The 23643-nt window shown below is 68.1% G+C and carries 25 protein-coding genes, 1 tRNA gene and 1 pseudogene; 15 read left to right on the top strand and 12 right to left on the bottom strand.

All coding sequences use genetic code 11. The features are described from left to right. Positions 1 to 8: 8 nt before the first annotated feature. The 5 genes from OQ789_RS09405 to OQ789_RS09385 all read left to right on the top strand — a co-directional run bounded on the left by OQ789_RS09405 (position 9) and on the right by OQ789_RS09385 (position 4655). Complete coding sequence (locus OQ789_RS09405; protein ID WP_324685213.1) at positions 9 to 746, top strand: GntR family transcriptional regulator; 738 nt, start codon at positions 9 to 11, stop codon at positions 744 to 746. A gap of 49 nt (positions 747 to 795) precedes the next feature. Next, positions 796 to 2610 (top strand): ABC transporter substrate-binding protein/permease, encoded by a 1815-nt coding sequence (locus tag OQ789_RS09400; RefSeq protein ID WP_324685211.1) that lies wholly within the window; start codon positions 796 to 798, stop codon positions 2608 to 2610. Further along, entirely contained in the window at positions 2607 to 3356 is a 750-nt protein-coding gene (locus tag OQ789_RS09395; RefSeq protein ID WP_324685209.1) for an amino acid ABC transporter ATP-binding protein, read from the top strand. The genes OQ789_RS09400 and OQ789_RS09395 overlap by 4 nt, the downstream gene beginning before the upstream one ends. A gap of 65 nt (positions 3357 to 3421) precedes the next feature. Next, positions 3422 to 3925, top strand: a complete 504-nt coding sequence (locus OQ789_RS09390; RefSeq protein ID WP_324685207.1) for a MarR family winged helix-turn-helix transcriptional regulator — start codon at positions 3422 to 3424, stop codon at positions 3923 to 3925. Between the two features lie 58 nt (positions 3926 to 3983). Then, positions 3984 to 4655, top strand: coding sequence for an SDR family oxidoreductase (locus OQ789_RS09385; protein ID WP_324685205.1), 672 nt, complete (start codon positions 3984 to 3986; stop codon positions 4653 to 4655). Between the two features lie 7 nt (positions 4656 to 4662). Here the strand turns inward: OQ789_RS09385 and leuS are convergent, their stop codons facing one another. Beyond that, a complete protein-coding gene (gene leuS / locus OQ789_RS09380) occupies positions 4663 to 7572 on the bottom strand; it encodes a leucine--tRNA ligase (protein ID WP_324685203.1) in 2910 nt (969 codons plus the stop codon). A 183-nt stretch (positions 7573 to 7755) separates the two neighbouring features. On the opposite strand from leuS, the gene OQ789_RS09375 reads away from it, so the two are divergent. Both OQ789_RS09375 and OQ789_RS09370 read left to right on the top strand, forming a co-directional pair. After that, positions 7756 to 8859, top strand: coding sequence for an LpqN/LpqT family lipoprotein (locus OQ789_RS09375; protein ID WP_324685201.1), 1104 nt, complete (start codon positions 7756 to 7758; stop codon positions 8857 to 8859). Positions 8860 to 8918: 59 nt separating this feature from the next. Further along, positions 8919 to 9260 (top strand): hypothetical protein, encoded by a 342-nt coding sequence (locus OQ789_RS09370; RefSeq protein WP_324685199.1) that lies wholly within the window; start codon positions 8919 to 8921, stop codon positions 9258 to 9260. A gap of 20 nt (positions 9261 to 9280) precedes the next feature. Here the strand turns inward: OQ789_RS09370 and OQ789_RS09365 are convergent, their stop codons facing one another. Continuing rightward, entirely contained in the window at positions 9281 to 9889 is a 609-nt protein-coding gene (locus tag OQ789_RS09365; protein WP_324685197.1) for a YqgE/AlgH family protein, read from the bottom strand. A 97-nt stretch (positions 9890 to 9986) separates the two neighbouring features. Between OQ789_RS09365 and OQ789_RS09360 the strand changes: the two are divergent. Both OQ789_RS09360 and OQ789_RS09355 read left to right on the top strand, forming a co-directional pair. Continuing rightward, positions 9987 to 11319, top strand: a pseudogene (locus OQ789_RS09360) (MFS transporter). 50 nt (positions 11320 to 11369) lie between these two features. Then, positions 11370 to 12143 carry a TIGR03084 family metal-binding protein gene (locus OQ789_RS09355; protein WP_324685193.1) on the top strand — a complete coding sequence of 258 codons (774 nt, stop codon included), beginning with the start codon at positions 11370 to 11372 and terminating at the stop codon, positions 12141 to 12143. Between the two features lie 119 nt (positions 12144 to 12262). Here OQ789_RS09355 and OQ789_RS09350 read toward each other — a convergent pair whose 3' ends face one another. After that, complete coding sequence (locus OQ789_RS09350) at positions 12263 to 12580, bottom strand: DUF2710 family protein (RefSeq protein ID WP_324685191.1); 318 nt, start codon at positions 12578 to 12580, stop codon at positions 12263 to 12265. A 63-nt stretch (positions 12581 to 12643) separates the two neighbouring features. Beyond that, a complete protein-coding gene (locus OQ789_RS09345) occupies positions 12644 to 14200 on the bottom strand; it encodes a DUF5632 domain-containing protein (RefSeq protein WP_420716074.1) in 1557 nt (518 codons plus the stop codon). Between the two features lie 82 nt (positions 14201 to 14282). On the opposite strand from OQ789_RS09345, the gene OQ789_RS09340 reads away from it, so the two are divergent. Beyond that, positions 14283 to 14426, top strand: a complete 144-nt coding sequence (locus OQ789_RS09340) for a hypothetical protein (protein ID WP_324685187.1) — start codon at positions 14283 to 14285, stop codon at positions 14424 to 14426. Between the two features lie 14 nt (positions 14427 to 14440). Here the strand turns inward: OQ789_RS09340 and OQ789_RS09335 are convergent, their stop codons facing one another. The 6 genes from OQ789_RS09335 to OQ789_RS09310 all read right to left on the bottom strand — a co-directional run bounded on the left by OQ789_RS09335 (position 14441) and on the right by OQ789_RS09310 (position 18502). Beyond that, positions 14441 to 14752: a DUF2694 family protein gene (locus OQ789_RS09335; protein WP_324685185.1), complete on the bottom strand. Its 312-nt coding sequence runs from the start codon at positions 14750 to 14752 to the stop codon at positions 14441 to 14443. Beyond that, positions 14749 to 15066 (bottom strand): ESX-1 secretion-associated protein, encoded by a 318-nt coding sequence (locus tag OQ789_RS09330; RefSeq protein ID WP_324685183.1) that lies wholly within the window; start codon positions 15064 to 15066, stop codon positions 14749 to 14751. The genes OQ789_RS09335 and OQ789_RS09330 overlap by 4 nt, the downstream gene beginning before the upstream one ends. Positions 15067 to 15116: 50 nt before the next feature. Then, the gene (locus OQ789_RS09325; RefSeq protein WP_324685435.1) at positions 15117 to 16379 is read right to left on the bottom strand and encodes a DUF4226 domain-containing protein; all 1263 of its coding nucleotides are present in this window, start codon (positions 16377 to 16379) and stop codon (positions 15117 to 15119) included. A gap of 129 nt (positions 16380 to 16508) precedes the next feature. Then, positions 16509 to 16871 carry a DUF4226 domain-containing protein gene (locus OQ789_RS09320; RefSeq protein WP_324685182.1) on the bottom strand — a complete coding sequence of 121 codons (363 nt, stop codon included), beginning with the start codon at positions 16869 to 16871 and terminating at the stop codon, positions 16509 to 16511. A 48-nt stretch (positions 16872 to 16919) separates the two neighbouring features. Beyond that, entirely contained in the window at positions 16920 to 17723 is an 804-nt protein-coding gene (locus tag OQ789_RS09315) for a C40 family peptidase (protein ID WP_324685180.1), read from the bottom strand. Then, positions 17720 to 18502 carry a helix-turn-helix transcriptional regulator gene (locus tag OQ789_RS09310; RefSeq protein WP_324685179.1) on the bottom strand — a complete coding sequence of 261 codons (783 nt, stop codon included), beginning with the start codon at positions 18500 to 18502 and terminating at the stop codon, positions 17720 to 17722. The genes OQ789_RS09315 and OQ789_RS09310 overlap by 4 nt, the downstream gene beginning before the upstream one ends. A 145-nt stretch (positions 18503 to 18647) precedes the next feature. Here OQ789_RS09310 and OQ789_RS09305 point away from each other — a divergent pair, with 145 nt between their 5' ends. The 4 genes from OQ789_RS09305 (at position 18648) to OQ789_RS09290 (ending at position 21913) form a co-directional block, all read left to right on the top strand. After that, positions 18648 to 19064 carry a WhiB family transcriptional regulator gene (locus tag OQ789_RS09305; protein ID WP_324685178.1) on the top strand — a complete coding sequence of 139 codons (417 nt, stop codon included), beginning with the start codon at positions 18648 to 18650 and terminating at the stop codon, positions 19062 to 19064. Between the two features lie 93 nt (positions 19065 to 19157). Next, positions 19158 to 20540, top strand: a complete 1383-nt coding sequence (locus tag OQ789_RS09300) for an acyl-CoA dehydrogenase family protein (RefSeq protein ID WP_324685176.1) — start codon at positions 19158 to 19160, stop codon at positions 20538 to 20540. 64 nt (positions 20541 to 20604) lie between these two features. Then, the gene (locus OQ789_RS09295) at positions 20605 to 21597 is read left to right on the top strand and encodes a pirin family protein (RefSeq protein ID WP_324685174.1); all 993 of its coding nucleotides are present in this window, start codon (positions 20605 to 20607) and stop codon (positions 21595 to 21597) included. Then, entirely contained in the window at positions 21584 to 21913 is a 330-nt protein-coding gene (locus tag OQ789_RS09290) for a GNAT family N-acetyltransferase (RefSeq protein WP_324685172.1), read from the top strand. Before OQ789_RS09295 ends, OQ789_RS09290 begins: the two co-directional genes overlap by 14 nt. A 37-nt stretch (positions 21914 to 21950) precedes the next feature. Here OQ789_RS09290 and OQ789_RS09285 read toward each other — a convergent pair whose 3' ends face one another. Beyond that, complete coding sequence (locus OQ789_RS09285; RefSeq protein ID WP_324685171.1) at positions 21951 to 22565, bottom strand: GNAT family N-acetyltransferase; 615 nt, start codon at positions 22563 to 22565, stop codon at positions 21951 to 21953. 509 nt (positions 22566 to 23074) lie between these two features. Between OQ789_RS09285 and OQ789_RS09280 the strand changes: the two genes are divergently transcribed. Then, on the top strand, positions 23075 to 23374 hold the full coding sequence (locus OQ789_RS09280; RefSeq protein WP_324685169.1) for a hypothetical protein: 300 nt from the start codon (positions 23075 to 23077) through the stop codon (positions 23372 to 23374). A 178-nt stretch (positions 23375 to 23552) separates the two neighbouring features. On the opposite strand, the gene OQ789_RS09275 is transcribed toward OQ789_RS09280, so the two are convergent. Beyond that, a tRNA-Leu gene (locus OQ789_RS09275) sits at positions 23553 to 23635 on the bottom strand. Between the last annotated feature and the right edge of the window lie 8 nt (positions 23636 to 23643).

The following is a 23643-nucleotide window of genomic DNA, read 5'->3' as shown; positions in this document are numbered from 1 at the left end:
ACGAAGAGATGCCGAAGAAATACGGGGTCAAAGAAAAAGACCTGGTTGTTTCGCACATCCTCCACCTATTGCTGACCGGCAGGCTGCGCAGTGGGGATCGCGTCGACCGCAATGAAATTGCGGTCGCCCTGGGAGTGAGCCGGGTTCCTATTCAAGAGGCGCTGGTCCAACTCGAACACGACGGCATTGTGTCCACGCGTTATCACCGCGGCGCATTCGTCGAGCGGTTCGATGAAGCCACCGTTCTCGAGCACCACGAACTCGACGGGATGCTCAACGGGATTGCGTCGGCGCGCGCGGCGGCCAGCCCCACGCCACGCATCCTGGGACAGCTCGACACGCTGATGCGCTCGATGCGCACCGCCAAGGACTCCCGGGCCTTCGCCGACCTCGCCGCCGAGTATCGGCGCACCGTCAACGACGAGTACGCCGGTCCACGGCTGCATGCCACGATCCGCGCCTCGCAGAACCTGATCCCCCGGCTGTTTTGGACGACCCATCAGAGCGGCCGCGCCGACATGCTGCCGTTCTACGAAGACGAGACCGCGGCGATACAGCGGCGCGACCCCGAAGCCGCGCGCGCCGCGTGCATCGACCGCTCCTCGCGGATGGCGCAGACCATGCTGGCCGAGTTGTACCGGCGGCGGGTCTTCACCCCACCCGACGACGGCCGGTTGGTGCCCGGCCCGCCGCAGGTGAGGGCCAACGGGACCACCGTCCGCGGCGAAGCATCGCTGGCGCTGTGAACCGACGCTGAGCGGGCCGCGTCGCCGTCGGGTCGTTACGGTGACACGGATGAGTTCGCGCGCGGGCCGGCACCCCAATCGCCGTGACAGGGCATTCGGCCTGGCCGCGACCATCCTCCTGGCCTGTGGCGTCGCGTTGGCCGGGCCGGTGGCACCGGCGGCCGCCGACTGGGACCAGTGCGCGCCGCCCGGCGTCGACAGCGCCCGGACCCTACCCAAGGATCTGACCGACAACCCGGCCTCCGGCGAGGACGACCGCGACACGACGGCGTCCACCAAACCACTGGGCGCGGTCGACGCCGACGCCTTGGGCCTCGGTACGCCGGGCGTCCTGACCGTCGGCACGCTGTCCGACGCCCCACCCAACATCTGCATCGATGCCACCGGCGAATTCAGCGGCTTCGACAACCAACTGCTGCGCGCCATCGCCGGCAAGCTGGATTTGCAGGTCCGCTTCGTCAGCACCGACTTCTCCGCGCTGCTGGCCCAGGTGGCGTACCGGCGCTTCGACGTCGGTTCGGCCGCGGTGAAGGCCACCGACGCACGTCGGCACACCGTCTCGTTCACCAACGGCTACGACTTCGGGTTCTATTCGCTGGTGGTGCCGCCCGGTTCGGCCATCCGCAAATTCACCGACCTCAGGGCCGGCGCGCGCATCGGCGTCGTGCAAGGCACCGTCGAGGAGTCCTACGTCGTCGACGTCCTGCACCTGCAACCCGTGAAGTACCCGGGCTTCGCCACCTTGTACGCCAGTCTCAAGTCCCGCCAGGTCGACGCGTGGGTGGCGCCAGGAACCCTCGCGGCGACCGTCATTCGCCCGGGCGATCCTGCGGTGATCGCCGCGAATACCTACAGCCCGGGCAATTTCGTGGCGTATGCCATCGCCCAGGACAACAAGCCGCTGATCGACGCGCTCAATTCCGGACTGGACGCCGTCATCGCCGACGGCACCTGGTCACAGCTCTACACCCAATGGGTGCCGCGGTCGTTGCCGCCCGGATGGAAGCCGGGCTCCAAAGCCGCGCTCGTCCCCCACCTGCCGGACTTCGCCGCGATCGCCAAACGGCACCACTCGCCCACCGGCCCGCCCGCCCCGAAATCGCCGCTGGCCCAGGTGGCCGACTCGTTCTTCGACTGGGACATGTACCGGCAGGCCATTCCCATCCTGTTCAGCACCGGACTGCCCAACACCTTGATCCTGACCCTCAGCGCCCTCGTGATCGGCCTGGCGCTCGGGATGGTGCTGGCGATAACGGGTATCTCGCACCGGCGCTGGCTGCGCTGGCCGGCACGGGTGTACACGGACGTCTTCCGCGGCCTGCCCGAAGTGGTGATCATCCTGCTGATCGGGATGGGCGTCGGCCCGTTGGTCAACGGCCTGACGAACAAGAACCCCTACCCGCTCGGCATCGCCGCGCTGGGGTTGATGGCCGCCGCCTACATCGGTGAAATCCTGCGGTCCGGAATTCAAAGCGTCGACCCGGGACAACTGGAAGCGTCCCGGGCGCTGGGCTTCAGCTATGCCACCGCGATGCGGCTGGTGGTGGTGCCGCAGGGAATCCGGCGCGTGCTGCCCGCCCTGGTCAATCAGGCCATCGGCCTGTTGAAGGCGTCCGCGCTGGTGTACTTCCTCGGCCTCATCGCCGATCAGCGAGAGCTGTTCCAGGTCGGACGAGACCTCAACGCGCAGACCGGGAGCCTGTCGCCGTTGGTGGCCGCAGGTCTGTTCTACCTGCTATTGACCATCCCGCTAACGCATTTGGTCAACTACTTCGACAGCCGCCTTCGCCGCGGCCGGCGCGCCGCCGTGCCCGAGGATGACGCCGACATGCTTGCCGCGACATTCGGCCAGGAAATCACGTGACCTCCGGCGTTCACGCGCGTGCGTCAGTCTCGCTGGCGGCCAAAGACGTTCACCAAACACTGGGCGCAAGCAAGGTGCTGCGCGGCGTCGACATCGAGGTGGCTGCGGGCAGCACCGTGGCCGTTATCGGACCGTCCGGGTCGGGCAAGTCGACACTGCTGCGCACCCTGAACCGCTTGTATGAACCCGACAGCGGCGACATTCTGCTGGATGGCCGATCCGTGCTCAACGACGATCCCGACGAGCTGCGCCAGCGTATCGGCATGGTCTTCCAGCATTTCAATCTCTTCCCGCACCGCAGCGTGCTGGACAACGTTGCGATGGCACCGCGCAGGTTGCGGCGCCTGCCGGCCGCCGAGGCCCGCAACCTGGCACTGACCCAGCTGGATCGAGTTGGGCTGAAGCACAAGGCCGGTGCCCGCCCCGGCATGCTGTCCGGCGGACAACAGCAGCGGGTGGCGATCGCCCGGGCGCTGGCAATGGCGCCGCAGGTGATGTTTTTCGATGAGGCGACTTCGGCGCTGGATCCTGAAATGGTCAAGGGAATACTGCAACTCATTACCGACCTTGGCGCCGACGGCATGACGATGGTTGTCGTCACCCACGAAATGGGTTTCGCGCGCTCGGCGTCCGACGCGGTCGTGTTCATGGATCACGGCAAGGTCGTGGAATCAGGCCCTCCCGAGCAGATATTCGACGCCGCAGAGACCGAACGGCTGCAGCGGTTTTTGTCCCAAGTGCTTTGACCTCGGCTATCTACTGGGCAGTAGCGCCCTTGTAAGGACGTCACATCGGGTTAGACTCCCGATCTATGGCAGACAGCGAATCGAACCCGGCCGAGGTCGCCGAGCTCGCCGAAGGTTTGCACCGGGCGCTGTCGAAATTGTTCGCCATTCTCCGCCGTGGAGACCCCAGCGGTGCGGCGGCCGGGGAGCTGACCCTGGCACAGTTGTCCATCCTGGTCACCCTGCTCGACCAGGGCCCGATCCGGATGACCGATCTCGCCGCGCACGAACGGGTGCGGACGCCCACCACCACCGTGGCGATCCGCCGGCTGGAGAAGGTGGGACTGGTGAAGCGGTCCCGCGACCCGTCCGACCTGCGCGCGGTGCTCGTGGACATCACCCCGCGGGGGCGGGCCGTGCACGGTGAATCGCTGGCCAATCGGCGCGCCGCGCTGGCCGCGATGCTGAGCCAGCTGCCGACGTCCGACCTCAACACCCTGATGCAGGCGCTGGCGCCGCTGGAACGGCTGGCCTCCGGTGACCCGACGTCCGGACCCGCCGGCGTGCCGCCGGCGCGCAAGGAAGCCTGAAAAATACTTCTTCTCAAGGCTTTTCGTATGGCCCCGCGGCGTCGGTAAACTGCGGGGCATGCCCAATGCACTCATCACCGGCGCTGGCGGCGGTATCGGATCGGCGATCGCCACTGCCCTGGCACCCACGCACACCCTGCTGCTGGCGGGCCGGCCGTCCGAGCGGCTCGACGCGGTCGCGAACCGGCTCGGCGCAACCACGTTTCCGCTCGACCTCACCGACTCCGGGGATATCGAGGCCGCCTGCGAGATCGTGGACGAGCTCGACGTGCTGGTGCACAACGCCGGGGTGTCCATTCCTGGAAGTGTCGCGGACTCGAACGTCGACGAATGGCGTGCCACCTTCGCCGTGAACGTCTTTGGGCCGGTGGAACTTACGCTGGCGCTGCTGCCCGCGCTGCGGCGTGCCCGCGGGCAGGTGGTGTTCATCAACTCCGGCGCGGGCCGAGCCGCTTCGCGAGGAATGGCTTCCTACTCGTCCAGTAAATTCGCGGTGCGGGCCTTCGCCGACTCGCTGCGCAGCGACGAGCCGCAACTGCGGGTGACGACGGTCTATCCCGGACGGACCGACAGCGCCATGCAGCGAGAGCTCGTCGAGTTCGAGGGCGGCAGCTACGATCCCGCCGACTTCTTGAAGCCCGAGACGGTCGCCGCCGCGGTCGCCAACGCGATAGCCACCCCACCCGACGGTCACATGCACGAGGTGGTGCTGCGGCCGGCGCAGCGTTAGTCGGCCGCTATACGACCAGGTTGACCAGCCGGCCCGGCACGACGATCACCTTGCGTGGGCTGGTGCCCGCCAAGAACGCCCGGACCTTTTCGTCGGCGAGCGCCGCGGCCTCGAGCGTGTCCCGATCCGCGTCGGCGGCCACCACCACCCGCCCGCGCACCTTGCCGTTCACCTGCACGGGGTACTCCACCGTGTCGTCGACCAGATACGCGGGGTCGGCGACCGGGAAGGGACCGCGCGCCAGCGAGGTATGGTGGCCCAGCCGAAACCACAACTCTTCGGCCATGTGCGGTGCCAGGGGAGCCAACATCAACACCAGCGGCTCGACCGCCGCGCGCGGCACCGCGTCGCGATGCTCCTTGGTGAGGTGATTGGTGTATTCGATCAGCTTGGCTGCGGCGGTGTTATTGCGCAGTGCGGCATAGTCTTCCGCGACTCCGGCGATCGTCCTGTGCAGCGTGCGAAGCGTATCGGCCGCCAGGTCTTCGGCGGGGCCATCGACCACGCGCGGGGCACCGGTCTGCTCGTCGACCACCAGCCGCCACACGCGCTGCAGGAAGCGGTGCGCCCCTACGACGTCCTTGGTCGCCCAGGGCCGGGAGGCCTCCAGCGGGCCCATCGACATCTCGTAGACACGCAGCGTGTCGGCGCCGTAGTCGTCGCAGATCTCGTCGGGCGATATCGAATTCTTCAGGCTCTTACCGATTTTCCCGAACTCCTGGAAGACCTCGACATCCCCGTCGGGCCCGGGGTAGACGAAGGCGCCATCCCGTTCGACCACCTCTTCCGCCGGGACGTACGAGCCGCGCGCGTCGGTGTACGCGAAGGCCTGAATGTAGCCCTGGTTGACCAGCCGGCGAAAGGGCTCCCGAGAGCTCACGTGCCCCAGGTCGTAGAGGACCTTGTGCCAGAACCTCGCGTACAGCAGATGAAGCACGGCGTGTTCGGCGCCACCGACGTACAAATCGACGCCACCGGGATCCTGCGGCCCGTGCTCAGCCGGCCGCGGGCCCATCCAGTAGGCCTCATTCTCCTTGTCGCAGAACCTCTCCGAGTTGTGCGGGTCGGTGTAGCGCAGTTCATACCAGGAGCTGGCGGCCCACTGCGGCATCACGTTGGTGTCCCGGCTGTAAGGCTTCAAGCCGTCGCCGAGGTCGAGTTCGACGTGCACCCATTCCGTCGCCTTGGCCAGCGGCGGCGAGGGCTCGCTGTCGGCGTCGTCGGGATCGAACAGCACGGGCGAGTAATCCTGGACGTCCGGCAGCTCGACCGGCAGCGCGGCTTCGTCGAGCGCGTGCGCACGACCGTCTACGTCGTACACGATGGGAAACGGTTCGCCCCAGTACCGCTGGCGGGCGAAAAGCCAGTCGCGCAACCTGAATTCGACACGCGCCCAGCCGCGGCCCTCGGCTTCCAGGCGGGCGGTGATCTTTTCCTTGGCCGCGGCCACATCCAATCCGTCGAGGTAACCGGAGTTGACCAGCACCCCGTCACCGGCGTAGGCGGACTCCGAAATATCACCGCCGGCAATGACTTCCACGATCGGAAGACCGAACTCATGGGCGAAGTCCCAGTCGCGCTGGTCGTGGCCGGGCACCGCCATGATTGCCCCGGTGCCATATCCGGCCAGCACGTAGTCGGCGATGAATATCGGTACCGGTTTCCCGTTGGTGGGATTGGCGGCGTAACTGCCCAGGAAGACGCCGGTTTTGGCCTTGCCCTCCTGCCGTTCCAGGTCCGACTTCGCCGCGATCGCCCGCCGGTAGGCGGCGACGGCTTCACCCGGTGTGGCGCCGCCGTACGTCCAACGTGGGTCCGTGCCGTCGGGCCAGGCGGGCGCGACCAACCGGTCGACCAGATCGTGCTCGGGCGCCAGCACCAGATAGGTGGCGCCGAACAGCGTGTCCGGTCGGGTGGTGAACACCTCGATGTCGGCGGTCTCGCCGTCGCGCGCGGTCGCCGCGAACAGCGCCGCAGCACCGGTGGACCGGCCGATCCAGTTGCGCTGCATGGTCTTGACCGGTTCGGGCCAATCCAGAACGTCGAGGTCGTCGAGCAGCCTGTCGGAGTAGGCCGTGATCCGCATCATCCACTGCCGCAACCGTTTCCGGAACACCGGGAAGTTGCCACGGTCGCTGCGGCCGTCTGCGGTCACCTCCTCGTTGGCCAGCACGGTGCCCAGACCGGGACACCAGTTCACCATCGAGTCGGCGCGGTAGACCAGTCGGTGGCCGTCGATGATGTCGGCCCGCTCCCCCGCCGATAGCGCGGCCCAGTCCCGCCCGTCCTCGAGGCGACGGGCGCCGGCGTCGAATTCGGCGACCAACTCGGCGATGGGGCGGGCCTTGTTGGCGGCGACGTCGAACCAGGCGTTGTAGATCTGCAGGAAGATCCACTGCGTCCACTTGTAGAACTCGACATCGGTGGTGGAGAAGCTGCGCCGGCTGTCGTGGCCAAGACCCAGGCGCCCCAGCTGGCGCCGGAAATTCACGACGTTGGCCTCGGTCCGGATGCGCGGATGGGTCCCCGTCTGCACCGCGTACTGCTCGGCGGGCAGCCCGAACGCATCAAATCCCAACGCATGCAACACATTACGTCCGGTCATCCGGAAGTAGCGGGCGTAGACGTCCGTCGCGATGTAGCCGAGTGGGTGGCCGACATGTAGCCCCTCCCCCGACGGGTAGGGAAACATGTCCTGCACGAACAACTTGTCGTCCGGCACCGGCGTCCCGTCCGCCGGGGCCAGCGAACCGACCGGGTTGGGCACGTTGAACGTCCCGAGCTTCGTCCAGTCCTCCTGCCACCGGCTCTCGATACGGCCCGCGAGCGCCGCGGTGTAGCGATGCGGCGGCGCGTCGGAATCGGGCGCGGCGGCGCCGGAGCTGCTCGCCGGCGAAGTGGTCGGGGATTCGGTCACCTGAACAGGGTAGAGGGAGCCCCGGCGGGGCCACCCGGCTACAGGTTGGTCTCGGTTCCGTCGCGCGCCGATCAGAGGTTCATCCCAGGTGTGTTTCGAGCCTGTTTCCGCGTCTGACCTCTAGTTACAGTCAGCCACTATCGACGGGTTCTGGTAGAAGAGCCACTGGAAGGACCGACGCAGATGATTGAGATCGTCCCCGTCCACCGGGCACTCCTCGGCGGTATGGTCGCCGGCCTGGTGGGCCTGGCGGTAGTCGTGGGCGGCACGGCATCGGCAGACCCGTTGCCCCCGGCGCCCGCGCCCGTCCCCGCGGTTCCGGCGCCGACACCGGCGCAGCAGAACCTCGGGCCCGAGCTGGTGCCGCCGAGCAGGTACCTCGCGGCCCCGCCGGCCGGAAATCAAATCGTCCCGCCGGCAACCGCCGCCGCCCCGGCTACCGCCGCTCCCGCCGCGGTCACCCCGGCGGCTCCGGTTCCGGCGACGTCCGGCACGATCCGCGACTTCCTGCAGTCGAAGGGCGTCCGGCTCGAGGCGCAAAAGCCGCAGGGCTTCAAAGCGCTCGACATCACCTTGCCGGTGCCCGCGCGCTGGACCCAGGTGCCCGATCCCAACGTGCCCGACGCGTTCGCGGTGATCGCCGACCGGAACGGCAGCAGCATCTATTCATCGAACGCGCAGGTCGTGGTGTACAAACTCGTCGGTGCCTTCGATCCGAAAGAGGCCATCACCCACGGCTACGTCGACAGCCAGAAGCAGCTGGCGTGGCAGACCACCAACGCCGCGATGAGCGATTTCGGCGGCTTCCCGTCGTCGATCATCGAAGGCACCTACCGCGACGGTGACCTGACGCTCAACACGTCGCGACGCCAGGTCATTGCCAGCTCGGGGCCCGACAAGTACCTCGTATCGCTGTCGGTGACCACCGATCGCGCGGTCGCCGTCGCCGACGCACCGGCCACCGACGCCATCGTCAACGGATTCCGCGTCAGCGCCCCCGGCGCGGCCGCCCCGGCGCCGGCCCAGCCTCCCGCCGCCTCCCCGGTCGCGCTGCCCGCCCAGGTTCCCGCCGCCGCTCCGGCCGCGCCGGCCCCGGTGGTGGCTCCTGTCGCGCCGGCGCCCGTGCCCGCCGCGGCGCCGCCGGTGCCGCTCGCCCAGACGGCACCCGCCGCCCCGGTCGGACTCCCCGCGCAGGCGCCGGCCCCGAACCCGCAGCGCACCCCCAGCCTGTTGGCCATGGTGCCCGGCCTGCCCCCGCTGCCGAACTTCTCGTTCCTCCAGCACTGACGTCGGCACCCGCAGAGCCGGGCGCGCGGGCAGCCGGCATGGCTCGTTATTGTGGGCCAATGCTGATTGCGGGCGTGCTGTGCATGTGTGGGGCGGTGGCCTCGGCGGGGTTCGGCACCTGGTCGCTCGCGCACAACCGGAATCCGGGCGCCGCCGCGCTGGCGCTGCGCGCGATGGCGCCGACCCAGCTGGCGGCCGCGGTGATGCTGGCGGCCGGCGGCGCGGTCGCCATGGCCGCCGTCCCGGACACCGCGCTCGTGGTGCTCATCGTCTCTGTGGTGGGCGCGCTGGGAACGCTGGCCGCAGGCTCGTGGCAGAGCGCGCGCTTCGTACTCAGCCAGGACACGGCGACGCCCGCCTGCACCGGCGGCTGCGCCGCCTGCACACTGTCGTGCCACTGATCTGAACCGGGGGAGGGGCCCTAGTTCCGGCTGATGTCGACGGGATGGGTGGCCAGCAGCGACAGCGGTAGCGGCTGGCGACGCAAGACCTGGCCCCACAGGTCAGACCTCGGTCCGACCAGCACGTCGGATGGCAAGGCGGACAACACAATCCAATCGTCGCGCTCGATCTCGCCTTCCAGCTGACCGATAGTCCACCCCGAGTACCCCGCGAAGATCCGCACCCCTTCGACCACCGGCGCGATCACGTCGGGGTCGGCGTCCAGGTCGACCATCACCACCCGGCCGTCCACATGCCGCAAGCCAGGCACGTTCGCGGGGTCCGCGCCCACGCGCAGTGTCGCCAGACACAGTGCCGCGTCCCGCTTCACCGGCCCTCCGATGAACATGGTCCTCGGCTTGGCCGACAGCTTGGTCCACTGCGGCAGCACGTTGTACACCGCGGTCTCGCTGGGCCGGTTCAACACCACACCCAGCGTGCCTCCGTCATTGTGTTCGACGATGTAGATCACGCTGCGCCGGAACGTCGGCTCGAGAAGGTCGGTGTTGGCGAGCAACAGCGTGCCCGCGCGCACCCGCTGCGCGGCGGGCGCGACGTAGTCCTCTGGATCCTCCGGCGGCGGCACCACACCATCATCGCATCTGGTGGATGGTGGCCTGGGCCAATCGAGAGCGTGGGCCACGGAGATTTGTACTGTGATTGGGACGGTTCTGATCGCGCGAGCTTTGCCAGCCCCAATCGTGGAAGTCGGTTTCGGTGAACCCTACCCGGATGCAGCCCGGCGCACCGGTCGGCACGTGGCGGTCGGTGCGCGCCTTGCCAGACTTCTGGCGGCTGCTGCAGGTTCGGGTGGCGAGCCAGTTCGGTGACGGCTTGTTCCAGGCAGGGCTGGCCGGGGCGTTGCTGTTCAGCCCCGATCGGGCAGCCGACCCGCTTTCCATCGCGCGCGCCTTCGCGGTTCTGTTCCTGCCCTATTCGCTGCTTGGCCCATTCGCCGGTGCGTTGATGGACCGCTGGGATCGGCGGCTGGTGCTCGTCGGCGCCAACGTGGGCCGGCTGATCCTCCTCGCCGCGATCGGCACGATCCTGGCGGTGCGTGCCGGTGACCTGCCGTTGCTGCTGGGCGCCCTGTTCGCCAACGGTTTGGCCCGATTCGTCGGGTCGGGACTGTCGGCGTCGCTGCCCCACGTGGTGCCGCGCGACCAGGTGGTGACGATGAACTCGGTCGCCACCGCCGCCGGGGCCATCGCAGCGTTCTTCGGCGCAAACTTCATGCTGGTGCCCCGGTCCATCTTGGGTGCGAGCGACAAAGGCGCCGCGGCGATCGTGTTCATCACGGCCGTACCCGTGTCGATCGCGTTGCTGCTGTCGTGGCGCTTCGGTGCGCGGGCGCTGGGTCCCGACGACACCCGGCGAGCGATCCACGGACCCGTCTTCTACGCGGTGATCACCGGCTGGCTGCACGGGGCGCGCACGGTGGCGCAACGTCCGACGGTCGCGGCCACCCTCTCCGGCCTGGCCGCGCACCGGATGGTGGTCGGAATCAATTCGTTGCTGGTCTTGTTGCTGGTCCACCACATGCCCGGCCTCGCGGGTGGGGGATTCGGCACCGCCCTGCTGTTCTTCGGCGCCGCAGGACTGGGCGCCTTCTTGGCCAACCTGCTGACGCCGTCGGCGATCCGCCGCTGGGGTCGCTACGCGACGGCAAACGGCGCGCTGGCGGCGTCGGCGGTCATCGAGGTCGGTGGCGCCGAGCTGCTCGTCCCGGTCATGGTCGCGTGCGGCTTCCTGCTGGGCATCAGCGGGCAGATGGTCAAGCTCTGCGCCGACACCGCGATCCAGATGGACGTCGACGACGCTCTTCGCGGGCACGTGTTCGCCGTGCAGGACGCGCTGTTCTGGGTCGCCTTCATCGTCGCAATCACCTTGGCCGCCACCGTGATTCCCGACGGCGGACCCCCGCCCGCGCTCGCGTTGTGCGGATCGGCGATGTACCTGATCGGCCTGGCCGTACACAGCATCATCGGGCGCCGGGGCGAGACCGCGGGCGATCGTTAAGGTACAGACGTGATGTGTTCGACGGCCCCGACCAACGGTCAAGGCTGGCGATGACCGGTCCCGGGCCCATGGTCGACGACCTGCGCGCCGAAAGCGGCGTCCTCGACGAGCTGGTCGCGCCGCTGCCGCCCGACCGCTGGGCCGACCCGACGCCGGCGCCCGGCTGGACCATCGCACACCAGATCGGCCACCTGTTGTGGACCGATCGCGTCGCCCTGATCGCGGTCACCGACGAGGCCGGGTTCGCCGAGGTGCTGGCCGGCGCCGCCGCCGAACCGGCGGATTTCGTCGACAGGGGCGCCGAGGAGCTGGCGGCCCTGGCCCCGGCCGAGTTGCTCGCCGACTGGCGAGTCACCCGCGGCCGGCTGCACGACGCGCTGCTGGCGGTGCCGCCCGGTCGCAAGCTCCCGTGGTTCGGGCCGCCGATGAGTGCGGCCTCGATGGCCACCGCTCGCCTGATGGAGACCTGGGCGCACGGGCTCGACGTCGCCGACGCCCTGGGCGTCACCCGGCCGCCGACCGAGCGCCTGCGATCGATCGCTCATCTCGGGGTGCGCACCCGCGATTTCGCCTTCGCCGTCCACAATCTGACGCCGCCGGCCGAGCCGTTCCTGGTCGAGCTGCGTGGACCCAACGGTGACACCTGGACCTGGGGACCGCCCGATGCCGGGCAGCGGGTCGGTGGGTCCGCGGAGGATTTCTGCTTCCTGGTCACCCAACGGCGTCCGCTGAGCGCCCTCGACATCACCGCCGAGGGTCCGGATGCCCGGCGCTGGTTGCAGATCGCCCAGGCGTTCGCGGGGCCTCCCGGCGCCGGTCGATGAGCGCGCAAGCGCGCGAAGAGAGCCGGCGCCCATCACCCCCGCGCCGGTCGATGAGCGCGCAAGCGCGCGAAGAGAGCCGGCGCCCATCACCCCCGCGCCGGTCGATGAGCGCGTAACCGTCAGTGCAGTGGTCCGCCGTAACTCGCCTGGTTTTCGGCCTCGGCCTCCTCGCGCAGCGCGGTGATCGCGAGGTTCAGCCTTTCGGCCAGCTCTCCGTGCCCGTAGCCGGTCATCACCCCGGGATGCAGCATCAGCTTCAGCAACCGGCCGTCGGAATTCGCGACCGCGTGAATGTCGCCCAGGTCAACGCTGTAGGTGACGGCTTCGGCGTGCGCCACGAGGGCTTCCCACTTATCAGCCGCCTCGCTCAGTTCCCGAAGAACCGATCCGACGAGATCCTTCTCGCTGAGATTCGCGCGAGCGCCCGAATCCGCCACCGTGACAGTATCGTCGACCCTTCCGACCAGCGTCAATTCACACCAGGGCAGGTCGTCGGGCGCTCACCCGTTCAGCTTGTGAAACCAGGAGAGGTGGTAGTTGGCGGACACCGCGTCCCCGCTGGCGATGCCCTCGGTGGCCGCCATCAACAGGCACTTGAGCAGGAGTGCGGGGTTGACGTTCGGATATTGCACGAGCAGCTGGTAGCGCGCGGTGTCGAGATGGACCCGCAGCACGTCGACCTCCTGGTCGCCCACGACCGTTCCCGCGGCGGCGGCTTCCGCCAACCTCGGCACGATCTTGGGCAGATCGTCCCGACCACGTGTGGCCGCACTCAGCACGCTCGCCAAGTCGCCGATGTCGGGCAGCGTGCGGGGCTCCACCGACGACTTGGTCGCGGCGAAGTCCACCGAGCGGCGCAACGAGTCACCGGGCGCGTAAGTGACGACGCGCGAGGTTTCGCCGATCAGTGCGCCAACCCTGCCGCTACGACGCTCGGGTTGCAGCAGCCGCACGCCCGCCGGAAGGGTGATGCCCGACGGTATCCATCCGTGGGCGAGGTCGGTGACCAATACGGTGGTGCCGTCGGCGCGATCTCCGACCGCCCAATTCAGGCGTGGCTCCTGGCGGACCACGAACTCGAGCAGCCTGTTCAGCCGTGCACTATCGAATCCTGTTGCAATTGACGACTTTTCAGCCTTCACGTCGGCGACGGGTTCCCGAGCGGCCACCCGCGGTTCCGCGTCCCCGGCGTGGGCCTCGTCGACGGCGGCATGGTGGCGACCGGCGTCGGCGGGGTCCGCGGCCGGCTCGGGCGCACGCTGCACCGGTGCCTCGAACACCGGCTCCGGCTGCGTGACCACCGGAATGACCTGCGTCTGTTCGAGATGCGATACATCAGCGGGGTCCGCATCCGCGAAAGAGGTCGGGGCGCCGGCCGCCTCCTGTTCGTCCGCATTGTCCGGCTCGACGACGGCGTGGTGGCGACCGGCGTCGGCCCGGTCCGCGGCCGGCTGGTCCCTGACCAGCGGGATGACTTGTGTCTCGTCGAGACATGACGGGTCGGCGGTGTCGTCGGCGACGGGCTCGAGGGCGGACTCGCGACGCCGCCGCCTTCCCGATCGTGTTGCTGCCTCGGATGGACGCTGCGTGGGCGCCTCGGCGGCGGGCGTGACCTCGCGGATTGCCGGAAGCACCTGCGTCGTGTTCAGGTCCGTATCGGACGGGTCGAGCCGCGGTGGGGGAGCGGTGGGGGGCTGGGCTCCGCTCTGCACCGAGTGCAGATAGCGAATCGTCGACTCGACGCGGCGCACCGCGCGACCGCGCGCCTCCTCGATGACTCGCGCCTCGGCCGCCTGACGGGAAGGCTCGGCCATGCCCGATCGCTTGAGCAACTTGAGCTCGTCGTTGGCGGAGCGGGCAATTCGTTGCAGGTCCGCCTTGAGATGCTCAGAGAGCGTGTCGGTTTCGGGCGTGACCGTCGACAATTCGGCGGGCCACAACCCGCCTGTCACCCACGGGGTGCAGTCGATAGGGGAGCTGAAAGCCGGCATCGCCAGTGATTCCCGGGTAGCTCTCCGGAGGCGCTGGCGCGCTGACATCCGACCGAAGACCGCCACCGGCTAAGCGTACCGGGATCCGCCGCGCGACTCTTACGGTCACTGAATTGTGCGGTCGCAAGGCTCTGGGTAGCGTAAGGGCATGGCTGACTCTGCACTGCAGCAGCAACTCGACGAGGTACGGACCCTGCTCGCCCGCGCGCGAGAGTTGTTCGGCCCCAACCCCGTTGAGCCGCCGACAGGCATCGCGCCGGATCCCGGCGCGGCCAAGCCGTGGCTGCGCTAGGACGGCAGCCGCCCCTAGCGCGCACCCTTACGACGACGCAACTTGTGCGCCAACAACTTTTCGATGGCCGCGTCGAGATCTCGGGGAGTGGGAACCTCCGCGGACGGGGTGTGTCCGGCCGCGACGATCTCGTCGCGAACTTCCAGCAACGCTTTGAGGCATGACACGTCGGCGGTCAACAGAATTCCCCGTGCCAGCGTCTCCGCGTCGGTTTCCATCGCCTCTTCGCTCAGGGCGACGCTGTGCATATAGCCGCCGCGGCAAGAGCGGACGAGGATGTGCCCACTCGGGTGAACGGTGTCGAAAGCGGGATCCGCGTCGGTCATCGACCGGGGTCGACGATGTCGCCGAACTTCCTTGCCGCCTCTTGCTCGTGCTGCTCCCACATCGCCGCCGACGCCGTGAGTTTGTCCGCCAGATCAGCGTGGTCGGCGGCTTGCTGCTCGTAGCACTGGCGTCGCAGCTCCAGCAGCTCACGGCCCGCGTCGCGCAAATCGCCGAAGATCGGCCCGAGCGAATCGAGGCTCTCCTGGATCGCCGCGTGCGACGACGGAACGCTTCGTAAGTACTCCGAGGTGTCCTGGTGATGCGCGGCGGCCTGACGTAGGTGCGCGGGCACTACATGGATCGAATCTGCCATCCGATGTCTCCTGTTGACGTCCGCCGGCCACGCCGGCGAGTTCAGTTTTTTCAGGTGGTCGACGAGGCCGCCGGCCGGGTAGGTGTCGGTGGATCGGGCTTGGCCGGCGTCAGTGCTGCCGCGGTCGCCGCCGGCGGATGCTCCCAGCCTAGGAAGCTCGGCCCGCGCACGGTGGCGATGGGTTGAATTTGGCCCTCGAGCAGGGCCTTGCCGGGACCCAGGGCCAGCGCGTGGCGATCGGTGAACATCCCGATGTCGCCGGGCACGAGCTGCAGGGCTTCGACGGGGTTGGGCACCGCGGTTCCCGGTGCGGGAATGGTCATTCCCTGCCGCTGGAACGCTTCGGCGATCGGGGTGCCGCCGAGGGCGGCGTTGATCGCGGCCGCCAGTTGCGGGCTGGCGGCGGTGACGGTCTCCCCGTCGGGCAACGTCACCGGCGTGGGGCCGGCCGCCGGCTCATCGGATGACGCGTCCTGCTCGGCGCCGGTTCCGTCGGTCGCCTCGTCCGAGGCGTCGCGCGCGCTCGTGTCCTGGTCTTCGTCGTCCGGCGGCTCGTCGTCGGCCAGATCCTCCAGAGCCGGATCGGTCGGGTCGCCGCCTTGCCGCCCCGAGAGCGGCAGGCCGCCGGGCCCTTCCCAGCCGGCCATCGAACCGAGCCCCGGCAGCGACCCGCCGCCAAGGCCGGGCATCGTGGGCGCCATTGGCTGCTGCGGTGCGGCCGGCATCGCGGAGGCGGCGGCCGGGCCCGGGACATCATCGAACGGCCCGTCGCCGTCTCCCAGAGAGTCCAGCAGCGGGTCCCACTCCGCGTCGAAGTCGTCGGTCGTGTCGCCCGCGGCGGCATCGTCGACCGGCACCCCGGCTTGCGGCCGTTCACCGGGAGCATTGGGTTCGCCTTTGGAGGAGTCGTAGAGCGACGTCCAGGCGGCCATCAGCGCCGACTTCGACGTGTCGTCCAGGCTCGCGTTCAGGACGACCTCGCGAATATCGCGCAGCTTGCCGATGAGAAACCGCTGGAAATCCCGTGCGCCGGCCGGGGTATCCAGGTCCGACCTCGCCCGCACCGCGGCCTCGGTTTCCTGTTGCAACCTGGTGAGGGCTTCCCTGCCGTCGACCGCACGCAAGTGCGCGTTCAGGATGGCCGATACCACCTGCATGTCCAGCTGCGAGCTCGCCGAGTTCTGTCGCGCCAGGGCCGATTCCGCTCTGGCAATGGCATCGGCGGCTTCGCCTGACTCGCGGTCCGGCGGTGAAGTGGCCTCGGCGGAGCGGACGTCTCTGACCGCGGCGAGCAGGTCGTCGTAGGCCGACATCAGCCAAACCGGCGCGGTTTGCTCGAACACTGCTGCGGGAAATGGCGCGGCCCCTTCATGTTCGGCGACGGTACTCAGGGGCATCGCCACCGACAATTCACTGTATTGCACGGTGTGGACTGATGCCGGTTAGTCGCCATCGGGGGCATATTGGTCCTGAAGGCTTTGCAACACAGCACTTTTCGCCTGCCCGAATTCTCGTGCCTCGGCGACCACCGACGCGATCTCGCGTTGCTTGGCCACCAGGAACTTTCGAAACTCGCGCGCCCCCATGGGCGTATCGATCGCGAGGTCCGCCTGGTTCACGGTCGCGCGCTCGATCTCCTCGGCAATGGCGTCCAGTCGCCTGACGCCGGCACGCGCTGCATCGTGAGCGCTGGTCAGCACGTCGATCAGCATGCGATCGGCTTCTGACGCGGCGTCGCGCTGACCCGCCAGCGTGGACCGCCGCGCCTCAACGGCCTCTAACGGGGGCTCGGGTTGTTCCGGCATCGGCTCACCCTGTTCGTCGTGCCCGGCTGGTCGGGCGGTCTTGGGTTGTCATACGGGACGGCGGATCGCAATGTTGTTGCCCAGTCGACTAATTCGCACCGAGGCGCCCGCATAGGGCGCCTCGATCACCAGGTTGTGCCCGATGGCCAGCTGCACGTGGCCGGCGTGCGGAAACACCAGATCGCCCGGCCGCACCTGGGAGCGGGGCACCCGGATGCCCTCGTTGATCTGTTGATAGGTGGTGCGATCCAGGTGCACACCGGCCTGCGCGTAGCTCCACTGCACCAGTCCCGAACAGTCGAACCGGTCGGGTCCGGTCGCGCCCCACACATATGGCCGGCCCAGACGAGACAGTGCGGCGCGTACCGCGCGCGTAGCGCGGTCGTTCGGCAGCCCCCGCCACAGCAACCGGTAACGCAGGGCCCGAAGTTCGGCGTGGCGGCGGCGCGCCCGCGAGCGGGCCGACACGACGTGTGCCCGCTGGGCCCGCAGGCGAGCCGCCCGGCGGCGCAACGCCTCCCGTTGAGCCAAGGGCGTCGCTGGCGGGTCCGCATCCGCGCGGGCGGCGTCCACGACGCTTCGGGTGAGGTCGCCGGCTCGGGCCCGGTCGCGGTGCGCTGCAGCAATGATGCCGGTGGCCGCGGCGTCGGTGTCGCCCGCGGCGGCCAACCGCTGCCGGGCGTGGTCCACCGCGAGGCGGTAACCGCCGTGCGTCATCGTGCCGCTCAGCCCGGCGGCCTGCTGCAACACACGGCGGTAATGCGTGGTATCCGTCTTGAGGGCCGACGGCTCGGTGCTGCCGGCGAAGAGTTGATGGGCACGGCTCAACATCTCGACTTCGCCTCGGCTCACGATGCCCCCTCGGCGTCCCGGCCTTCTTCTGTTCGGCCCGACTCGACCGCGTCGGTGAAGGCGCGCACGCGGGGCAGCGCACCCGGCGCGATCACCCCCCGGTTGCGGATGTCCCACATCTCGTCGACATCCACGCCGATCAGTGCGGCGATGACGGTCTCCGGCAACGACGACCGTACGCACGCCCGGTCGAAACGGGCGCTCAAGCTGGTGGGCAGCCGCTCCAACAGCGCCGCGCGCGTAGCCTCCAGAGCTCGCAGATGTTCCATCAGCCGGCCGGTTGAGTCGGCGCCCGCGTTCACGGCCACCCGCCACGAGCTGGCGGCGAGCATCTCGGCCTTCACGCACTGCGCGATCACAGACAGAATATACGTCTCATATTCGTTTGATGTTGTCGCGGGCAGCCGATCGATGACGGATTTGAGGGCATCGAGTTGCGCTTCGGCATAGCCTTCCAGCACTTCTGTGTCGCTGTGACGGTCGACCACGACCGGTCCGCTGCGCCGCGCCGGCATGGCCGTGGACGGCTGCGCGGACATCACGCGCGCCAGCTCGGCCTCCGGATCGGCGGCCACCAACAGCCGCGAGTAGGTGCCCGGCGGCAGGCCCAGACCGTTTTCGATCTTCTGAACTGTACTTTTGTGCGGCTTTCGGGCACCGCGTTCGAGGAAGCTGAGTCCCATGATGCTGACCCCGGTGGCGGCGGCGAGGTCGGCCAATGACCAATCGCGTGATTCCCGCAAAGCGCGGATGGCCGCACCCGCCGATTCACGGGTCACCGCAGGCTCCGGCCCATGAGGCGGATATTACACAGGGGGAGTCGCGCTGACGGGTATATACGTTTTCGTCACGTTTATCTTGCATCCGCGGCCTGGTTCTGTATACGCTTTCGCCTACGTTTCACGCTAGACATAGGAGACCGACATGGGACACCCCTGCGCAGCCAATCCGGAATTATGGTTCGGCTATCCCGACGACGACGGCGGTGACGGAGCCGCGAAGGCGCGCGCATACGAGCGGTCGGCCACCGAAGCGCGGATTCAGTGCCTGCGCCGCTGCCCGCTGGCGCAGCAGCGCCGCTGCGCGGCGCACGCCATCGCTCAGCGCGAGGAGTACGGCGTGTGGGCCGGGGTGAAGCTGCCGGGCGGCCAATACCGCAAGCGTGAACAGCTCGCCCAGGCACACGACATCCTGCGACGCATCGCCGCCGGCGAGATCAATGCCCGCCAGCTACCCGAGAACGTCGCGCTGCTGGCACGCCACGAACACGAGGCCGTTCCGGCGCCCGCCGTCGTGCTGCACCTGCCGCTGGCGCAAGCCAAACCCCGTTCGGCCGCCTGACGTTTCGTCGAGCGCCGGCGCAGCAGTTTGCTCGCCCGGTGTACGGGGTAGTCCGGCTCGGCAAGACCAGTCTGTCGACCCAGAGGCGCACCCATGACGTTCGACCTGACCCCGACGGCAGCACAGCACGACCTCGCCCGGCGTACGCACGAGTTCGCCGAATCCGTGATACGCCCGGTGGCGCTCGACTACGACCAGCGACAGGAATTTCCCTGGCCCGTGCTGGAAGAGGCGGCCCAGCGCGGGTTCTACAGCCCGCTGTTCTACCGCGATCTGATCGGCGATCCGACCGGCATCTCGCTGCCGATGTTCATGGAGGAGCTGTTCTGGGGCTGCGCGGGTATCGGCTTAGCCATCGTCATGCCGGCGCTGGCACTGTCGGCGATCGGCCAGGCCGCTTCCCCGGAACAGATGCTGGAATGGGCGCCCGAATGTTTCGGCACCCCAGGAGATCTCAAACTTGCCGCGCTGGCCATCTCCGAACCCGAGGGCGGCAGCGATGTGCGCAACCTGCGCACCCATGCGCGACGCGACGGTGACGACTGGATCATCGACGGCCACAAGATGTGGATCGGCAATGGCGGAATCGCCAACGTGCACGTGGTCAACGCCGTGGTCGACGAGGAGCTCGGCCATCGCGGCCAGGCGCTGTTCATCGTGCCGGGGGGCGCGCCCGGGCTGAAGCTGGTGCGGAAGCTGGACAAATTGGGCTGTCGCGCCTCTCATACCGCGGAGTTGCTCTTCGAAGGTGTGCGCGCCCCAGGCGCCAATCTGCTCGGCGGAGAAGAAAAGCTGGAACACAAGCTCGCCAAGGCCAGGGAAGTGGTGGCAGGGGGAAAGCGTTCCGGCTCAGCAACATTGGGTACCTTCGAGCAGACCCGGCCCATGGTCGCGGCCCAGGCCATCGGCATCGCCCGCGCGGCACTCGAATATGCCACCGCCTACGCCACCGAGCGCGAGGCCTTCGGCGGTCCCATCATCGACAATCAGGGCATCGCGTTTCCGCTGGCGGAACTGGCCACCCAGATCGATGCCGCTCGGCTGCTCACCTGGCGCGCATCATGGATGGCGGCCAATAACATCGCCTTCGAACGGGGTGAGGGTTCGATGTCGAAGATGGCCGCCAGCGAAGTCGCGGTCAAGGCCACCGAGCGCGCTATCCAGACCATGGGCGGTTGGGGGTACATCACCGACCATCCGGTGGAGAAATGGTATCGGGATGCCAAGCTGTACACCATCTTTGAAGGAACCAGTGAGATCCAGCGGATGGTCATCTCCAACGCGCTGGGCGCCGCCGTCGGTACCCCGCCGCTGCACGTGGTGCTCGAGCCGTCCGGCGGTCCGCTGAACCGGGTGTTCGGGCGGGGGACCCCGCTGCGTTCCCGCGCCGCCGACAGCGCCCTGTCGGTCAAGGATCGCGTGCCCGAGCCCGTCATGCGCCTCGCCATGAAGGTGCTGCGGCCCCCGCGCAAGTAGGCCCGCGGGGTACGGTCGCGATTGGCGGTGCTGCACTGTGGGCCCCGCCACGGGAGAGTGGACGATGAGCAACCTTGAAGCTGCGCCGGCCGAATTCGACTGTGCCGCTTCGCCAACCCTGGGCTCCGCGACGCTCGAGGTGCTGCGGCCTCGGGAGGTCCCGTTGGGCGGCCCCCGGGCGATCCGGGTCCGCCGCACCCTTCCGCAGCGTCAGCGTTCGCTCATCGGTGCCTGGTGTTTCGTCGACCACTACGGCCCGGTGAGCGCACGAATGGACGTCCCGCCCCACCCGCACACGGGACTACAAACCGTCAGCTGGTTGTTCGGTGGGGAAGTGGAACACCGCGACAGCGCCGGCGTACACGCGGCCGTTCGGCCCGGCGAGCTGAATCTGATGACCGCCGGGGCCGGCATCTGCCATTCCGAGGTGTCCGTCGATTCCGGCACCCCGCTGCACGGCGTGCAGCTCTGGGTCGCGCTGCCCGCTTCCAATCGCGACACCGGCCGTGACTTCGCCCATTACACGCCCGCCGCTGTAGAGCTGCCCGGCGCGACCGCGCGGGTGTTTCTGGGCGAGCTGTTGGGCAGCCGCTCGCCGGTGCCGACGTTCACCCCGTTGCTGGGTAGCCAGATCGACCTCGAGGGCGGCGCCGACCTGGACATCGACGTCAACCCGGCCTTCGAGCACGGGGTGCTGTGTGATGCCGGAACCGTGCGCGTGGACGGGGCGGCCCTGTCGAGCGCCGAGTTGGCCTACCGAAGCCCCGGCCTGGCCCGGCTGCAAGTGCACAACGCGGGGGAGGGGCCCGCGCGCGTGCTGCTCCTCGGCGGCACGCCGTTCACTGAAGAGTTGGTGATGTGGTGGAACTTCGTCGGGCGAAGCCACGAGGACATCGTCACCTATCGCCGACTGTGGGAGGACGCCGACGATCGATTCGGCGCCGTCCATGGATACCGGGGCAGGGTTGCCCGATTGCCCGCCCCGCCGCTGCCGACCGCACGGCTGCGGCCACGGCCTGTACCGCAAAGAAAGGGAAGCACAAATGACAACCGATAAGACCGGCGCCGAAACCACGGTAAGCATGCAGGACGGCAAGTACACGATCGCCGTCGACGGTAAGACGGTGGGGCTGGCCGATTTCGCCGACCGCGGCGATCAGCGCGTCTTCTACCACACCGAAATCGATCCCGCGTACGGCGGGCGCGGCCTGGCGACCATCCTCGTCAATGAGGCGCTCAATGAGGCGCGCAGTGAGGGCAAGCGCATTGTTCCGGTGTGCTCGATGATCGGCACGGTGCTCAAGAAGCATCCCGAATTCGACGACATCACCGACCCGGTCACTCCGGAGATCACGCGGTGGGTGCGCTCGTAGAAGCGAGGCGTCTCTTGCGCGCTGACTCGCCGAATACCTATCGGATGGTCGTCCGCTCCAGCGCGTAGAGCGCCATCCGCCGATTGGGCATGTCGTGTTCGCCGAGGAATTCGCAACGCAGGAACTCGCAGAGGCGCCGCACCGTCGTGTTGCGATGGTCTGGATCGAACATAATCCGTTGGCACGCAGGCTCAATAGCCAGAACGCTGGCGATGACCTTGCGGAGTATCAGCGGCCCCAGGCCACGGTCAACCAGTTCCGCGTCTGCGATTGCCCCGTGCAGTCCCAGATCGTGAGGTTGACTGTCGTAGTACCGGGCGATCGAGTCCTTGGCGGCACGGTAGATCTCGACGTAGCCGCGGTCCACACCATTGAGGCTGACGATGAGCGGCCTCGAGTAGGCGCCGTCAACCTGGGCGCGCAAGTGGTTACGCCAACGTTCCACCGGCCAGTCGTACTCCCAGGTGTCGGCTAAATGTGGCCGGTTCATCCACTCCGCCACCATTTCCGCGTCTGCCCCGTCGGGATCCGCCACGCGGATCGCGTTGGGCGACAACAATTTCGGCACCGGCGGGGGTGGAACCCTGCGCACTTTGTCGGAGGTGTCCGCCAGCTCGCGGGGGAGTGCGGTTGCGGGTAGGTCGGTCGTCATGAGGGCACAACGGCCGGCGCGACAGCCTCTCCCATGGTAACGCTGTGCACTCGACCGCCTTCTCTCCGAATTCCCATCTGACCCGTGGTGTTCAGTAGCGCCCATCGGGCCCCGGAATCGGCCCCATCAAGTCGCCCGAGCTCGTCCCCCATAGTGCACGTATCAAACACCCGGTGTGAGTAGCTGATTCGAACCTGGATCCGAGGCCGTCACAAAGGACGCCGGCCAATGGATCATTGCCGGCGCGGGCACGGATAAAATCGGGGGATCCACGCGCCAAGACCATACCGCCTGCATTTAGGTAAGGCTACCCTGGCCATGGGGGGTCGTCCCCTACCGTATGCCCACCCGGTGGCTCAGTCATCGAGGCTTGAATGGCGTGGTCACCGAGGCACGCAAGCGGCAGGCAGGCGATCGCTGCGGCAGGCGACAATCCAGAGCATGTTGCACGAGCAGGCTTGGCGGCGTGCATCGACCTGCTTACCGGAGACCCGCGAAAGGCGCCGGTCGTGTTTGTCGAGGCGCCAGCGCACAGCTCGCAACCGCACCGCATGCAAATACGCCACATCTTCATCGCACTGCTGCGGCGACAAGCCACCTCTTCCCGGAGTGGGGCGCTACCGGACGAGCTGAACCGTCGGATTGGCTTTGCAGGTGTCCATCTGTTCGGTGCCCTGATGGAATGCACCACGACCTGGCTGGCTGGCGACCTGTCTATGGACAAGGCCGAGTTCATTGACCACTGCGTCGACCTTCTGCTAGCTGTTGGCAATCACGTGCTGGCGCCTGCGGGGCAACGAAAGGCCTAGGTCAAACTCGCCTTTGAAAGTGTGTTGTGGCCGGCAGGCGTGGTTCGGGGATTTGTGCGCGACTCCGCAAGCGGTCGATTAAGAACCCATCGGCGCGCCGACCTGCACAACACAGAGGTCGCGCACCATTTCTGATGCGCGACCTCTGTGTGCGTGCGATTCGTCGAACCGCTCAATGTGGGCGAAGGGGGACTTGAACCCCCACGTCCCGAAGGACACTGGCACCTGAAGCCAGCGCGTCTGCCATTCCGCCACTCGCCCGCGAAAAA

The organism is Mycobacterium sp. 94-17 (assembly GCF_035617725.1).
In the GTDB taxonomy this organism is placed as follows: domain Bacteria; phylum Actinomycetota; class Actinomycetes; order Mycobacteriales; family Mycobacteriaceae; genus Mycobacterium.
This window is presented reverse-complemented; position numbering and strand designations above follow the sequence as displayed.

Excerpts from the sequence above, each read along its gene's own strand:
- OQ789_RS09400 (WP_324685211.1), top strand. The coding sequence starts at position 796 with ATGAGTTCGCGCGCGGGCCGGCACCCCAATCGCCGTGACAGGGCATTC.
- OQ789_RS09285 (WP_324685171.1), bottom strand. The coding sequence starts at position 22,565 with ATGACGACCGACCTACCCGCAACCGCACTCCCCCGCGAGCTGGCGGAC.
- OQ789_RS09340 (WP_324685187.1), top strand. The coding sequence starts at position 14,283 with ATGGCTGACTCTGCACTGCAGCAGCAACTCGACGAGGTACGGACCCTG.
- OQ789_RS09405 (WP_324685213.1), top strand. The coding sequence starts at position 9 with ATGCCGAAGAAATACGGGGTCAAAGAAAAAGACCTGGTTGTTTCGCAC.
- OQ789_RS09325 (WP_324685435.1), bottom strand. The coding sequence starts at position 16,379 with ATGTCGGCCTACGACGACCTGCTCGCCGCGGTCAGAGACGTCCGCTCC.
- OQ789_RS09295 (WP_324685174.1), top strand. The coding sequence starts at position 20,605 with ATGAGCAACCTTGAAGCTGCGCCGGCCGAATTCGACTGTGCCGCTTCG.
- OQ789_RS09355 (WP_324685193.1), top strand. The coding sequence starts at position 11,370 with ATGACCGGTCCCGGGCCCATGGTCGACGACCTGCGCGCCGAAAGCGGC.
- OQ789_RS09305 (WP_324685178.1), top strand. The coding sequence starts at position 18,648 with ATGGGACACCCCTGCGCAGCCAATCCGGAATTATGGTTCGGCTATCCC.
- OQ789_RS09385 (WP_324685205.1), top strand. The coding sequence starts at position 3,984 with ATGCCCAATGCACTCATCACCGGCGCTGGCGGCGGTATCGGATCGGCG.
- OQ789_RS09300 (WP_324685176.1), top strand. The coding sequence starts at position 19,158 with ATGACGTTCGACCTGACCCCGACGGCAGCACAGCACGACCTCGCCCGG.
- OQ789_RS09290 (WP_324685172.1), top strand. The coding sequence starts at position 21,584 with ATGACAACCGATAAGACCGGCGCCGAAACCACGGTAAGCATGCAGGAC.
- OQ789_RS09375 (WP_324685201.1), top strand. The coding sequence starts at position 7,756 with ATGATTGAGATCGTCCCCGTCCACCGGGCACTCCTCGGCGGTATGGTC.
- OQ789_RS09330 (WP_324685183.1), bottom strand. The coding sequence starts at position 15,066 with ATGGCAGATTCGATCCATGTAGTGCCCGCGCACCTACGTCAGGCCGCC.
- OQ789_RS09335 (WP_324685185.1), bottom strand. The coding sequence starts at position 14,752 with ATGACCGACGCGGATCCCGCTTTCGACACCGTTCACCCGAGTGGGCAC.
- OQ789_RS09370 (WP_324685199.1), top strand. The coding sequence starts at position 8,919 with ATGCTGATTGCGGGCGTGCTGTGCATGTGTGGGGCGGTGGCCTCGGCG.
- OQ789_RS09320 (WP_324685182.1), bottom strand. The coding sequence starts at position 16,871 with ATGCCGGAACAACCCGAGCCCCCGTTAGAGGCCGTTGAGGCGCGGCGG.
- OQ789_RS09390 (WP_324685207.1), top strand. The coding sequence starts at position 3,422 with ATGGCAGACAGCGAATCGAACCCGGCCGAGGTCGCCGAGCTCGCCGAA.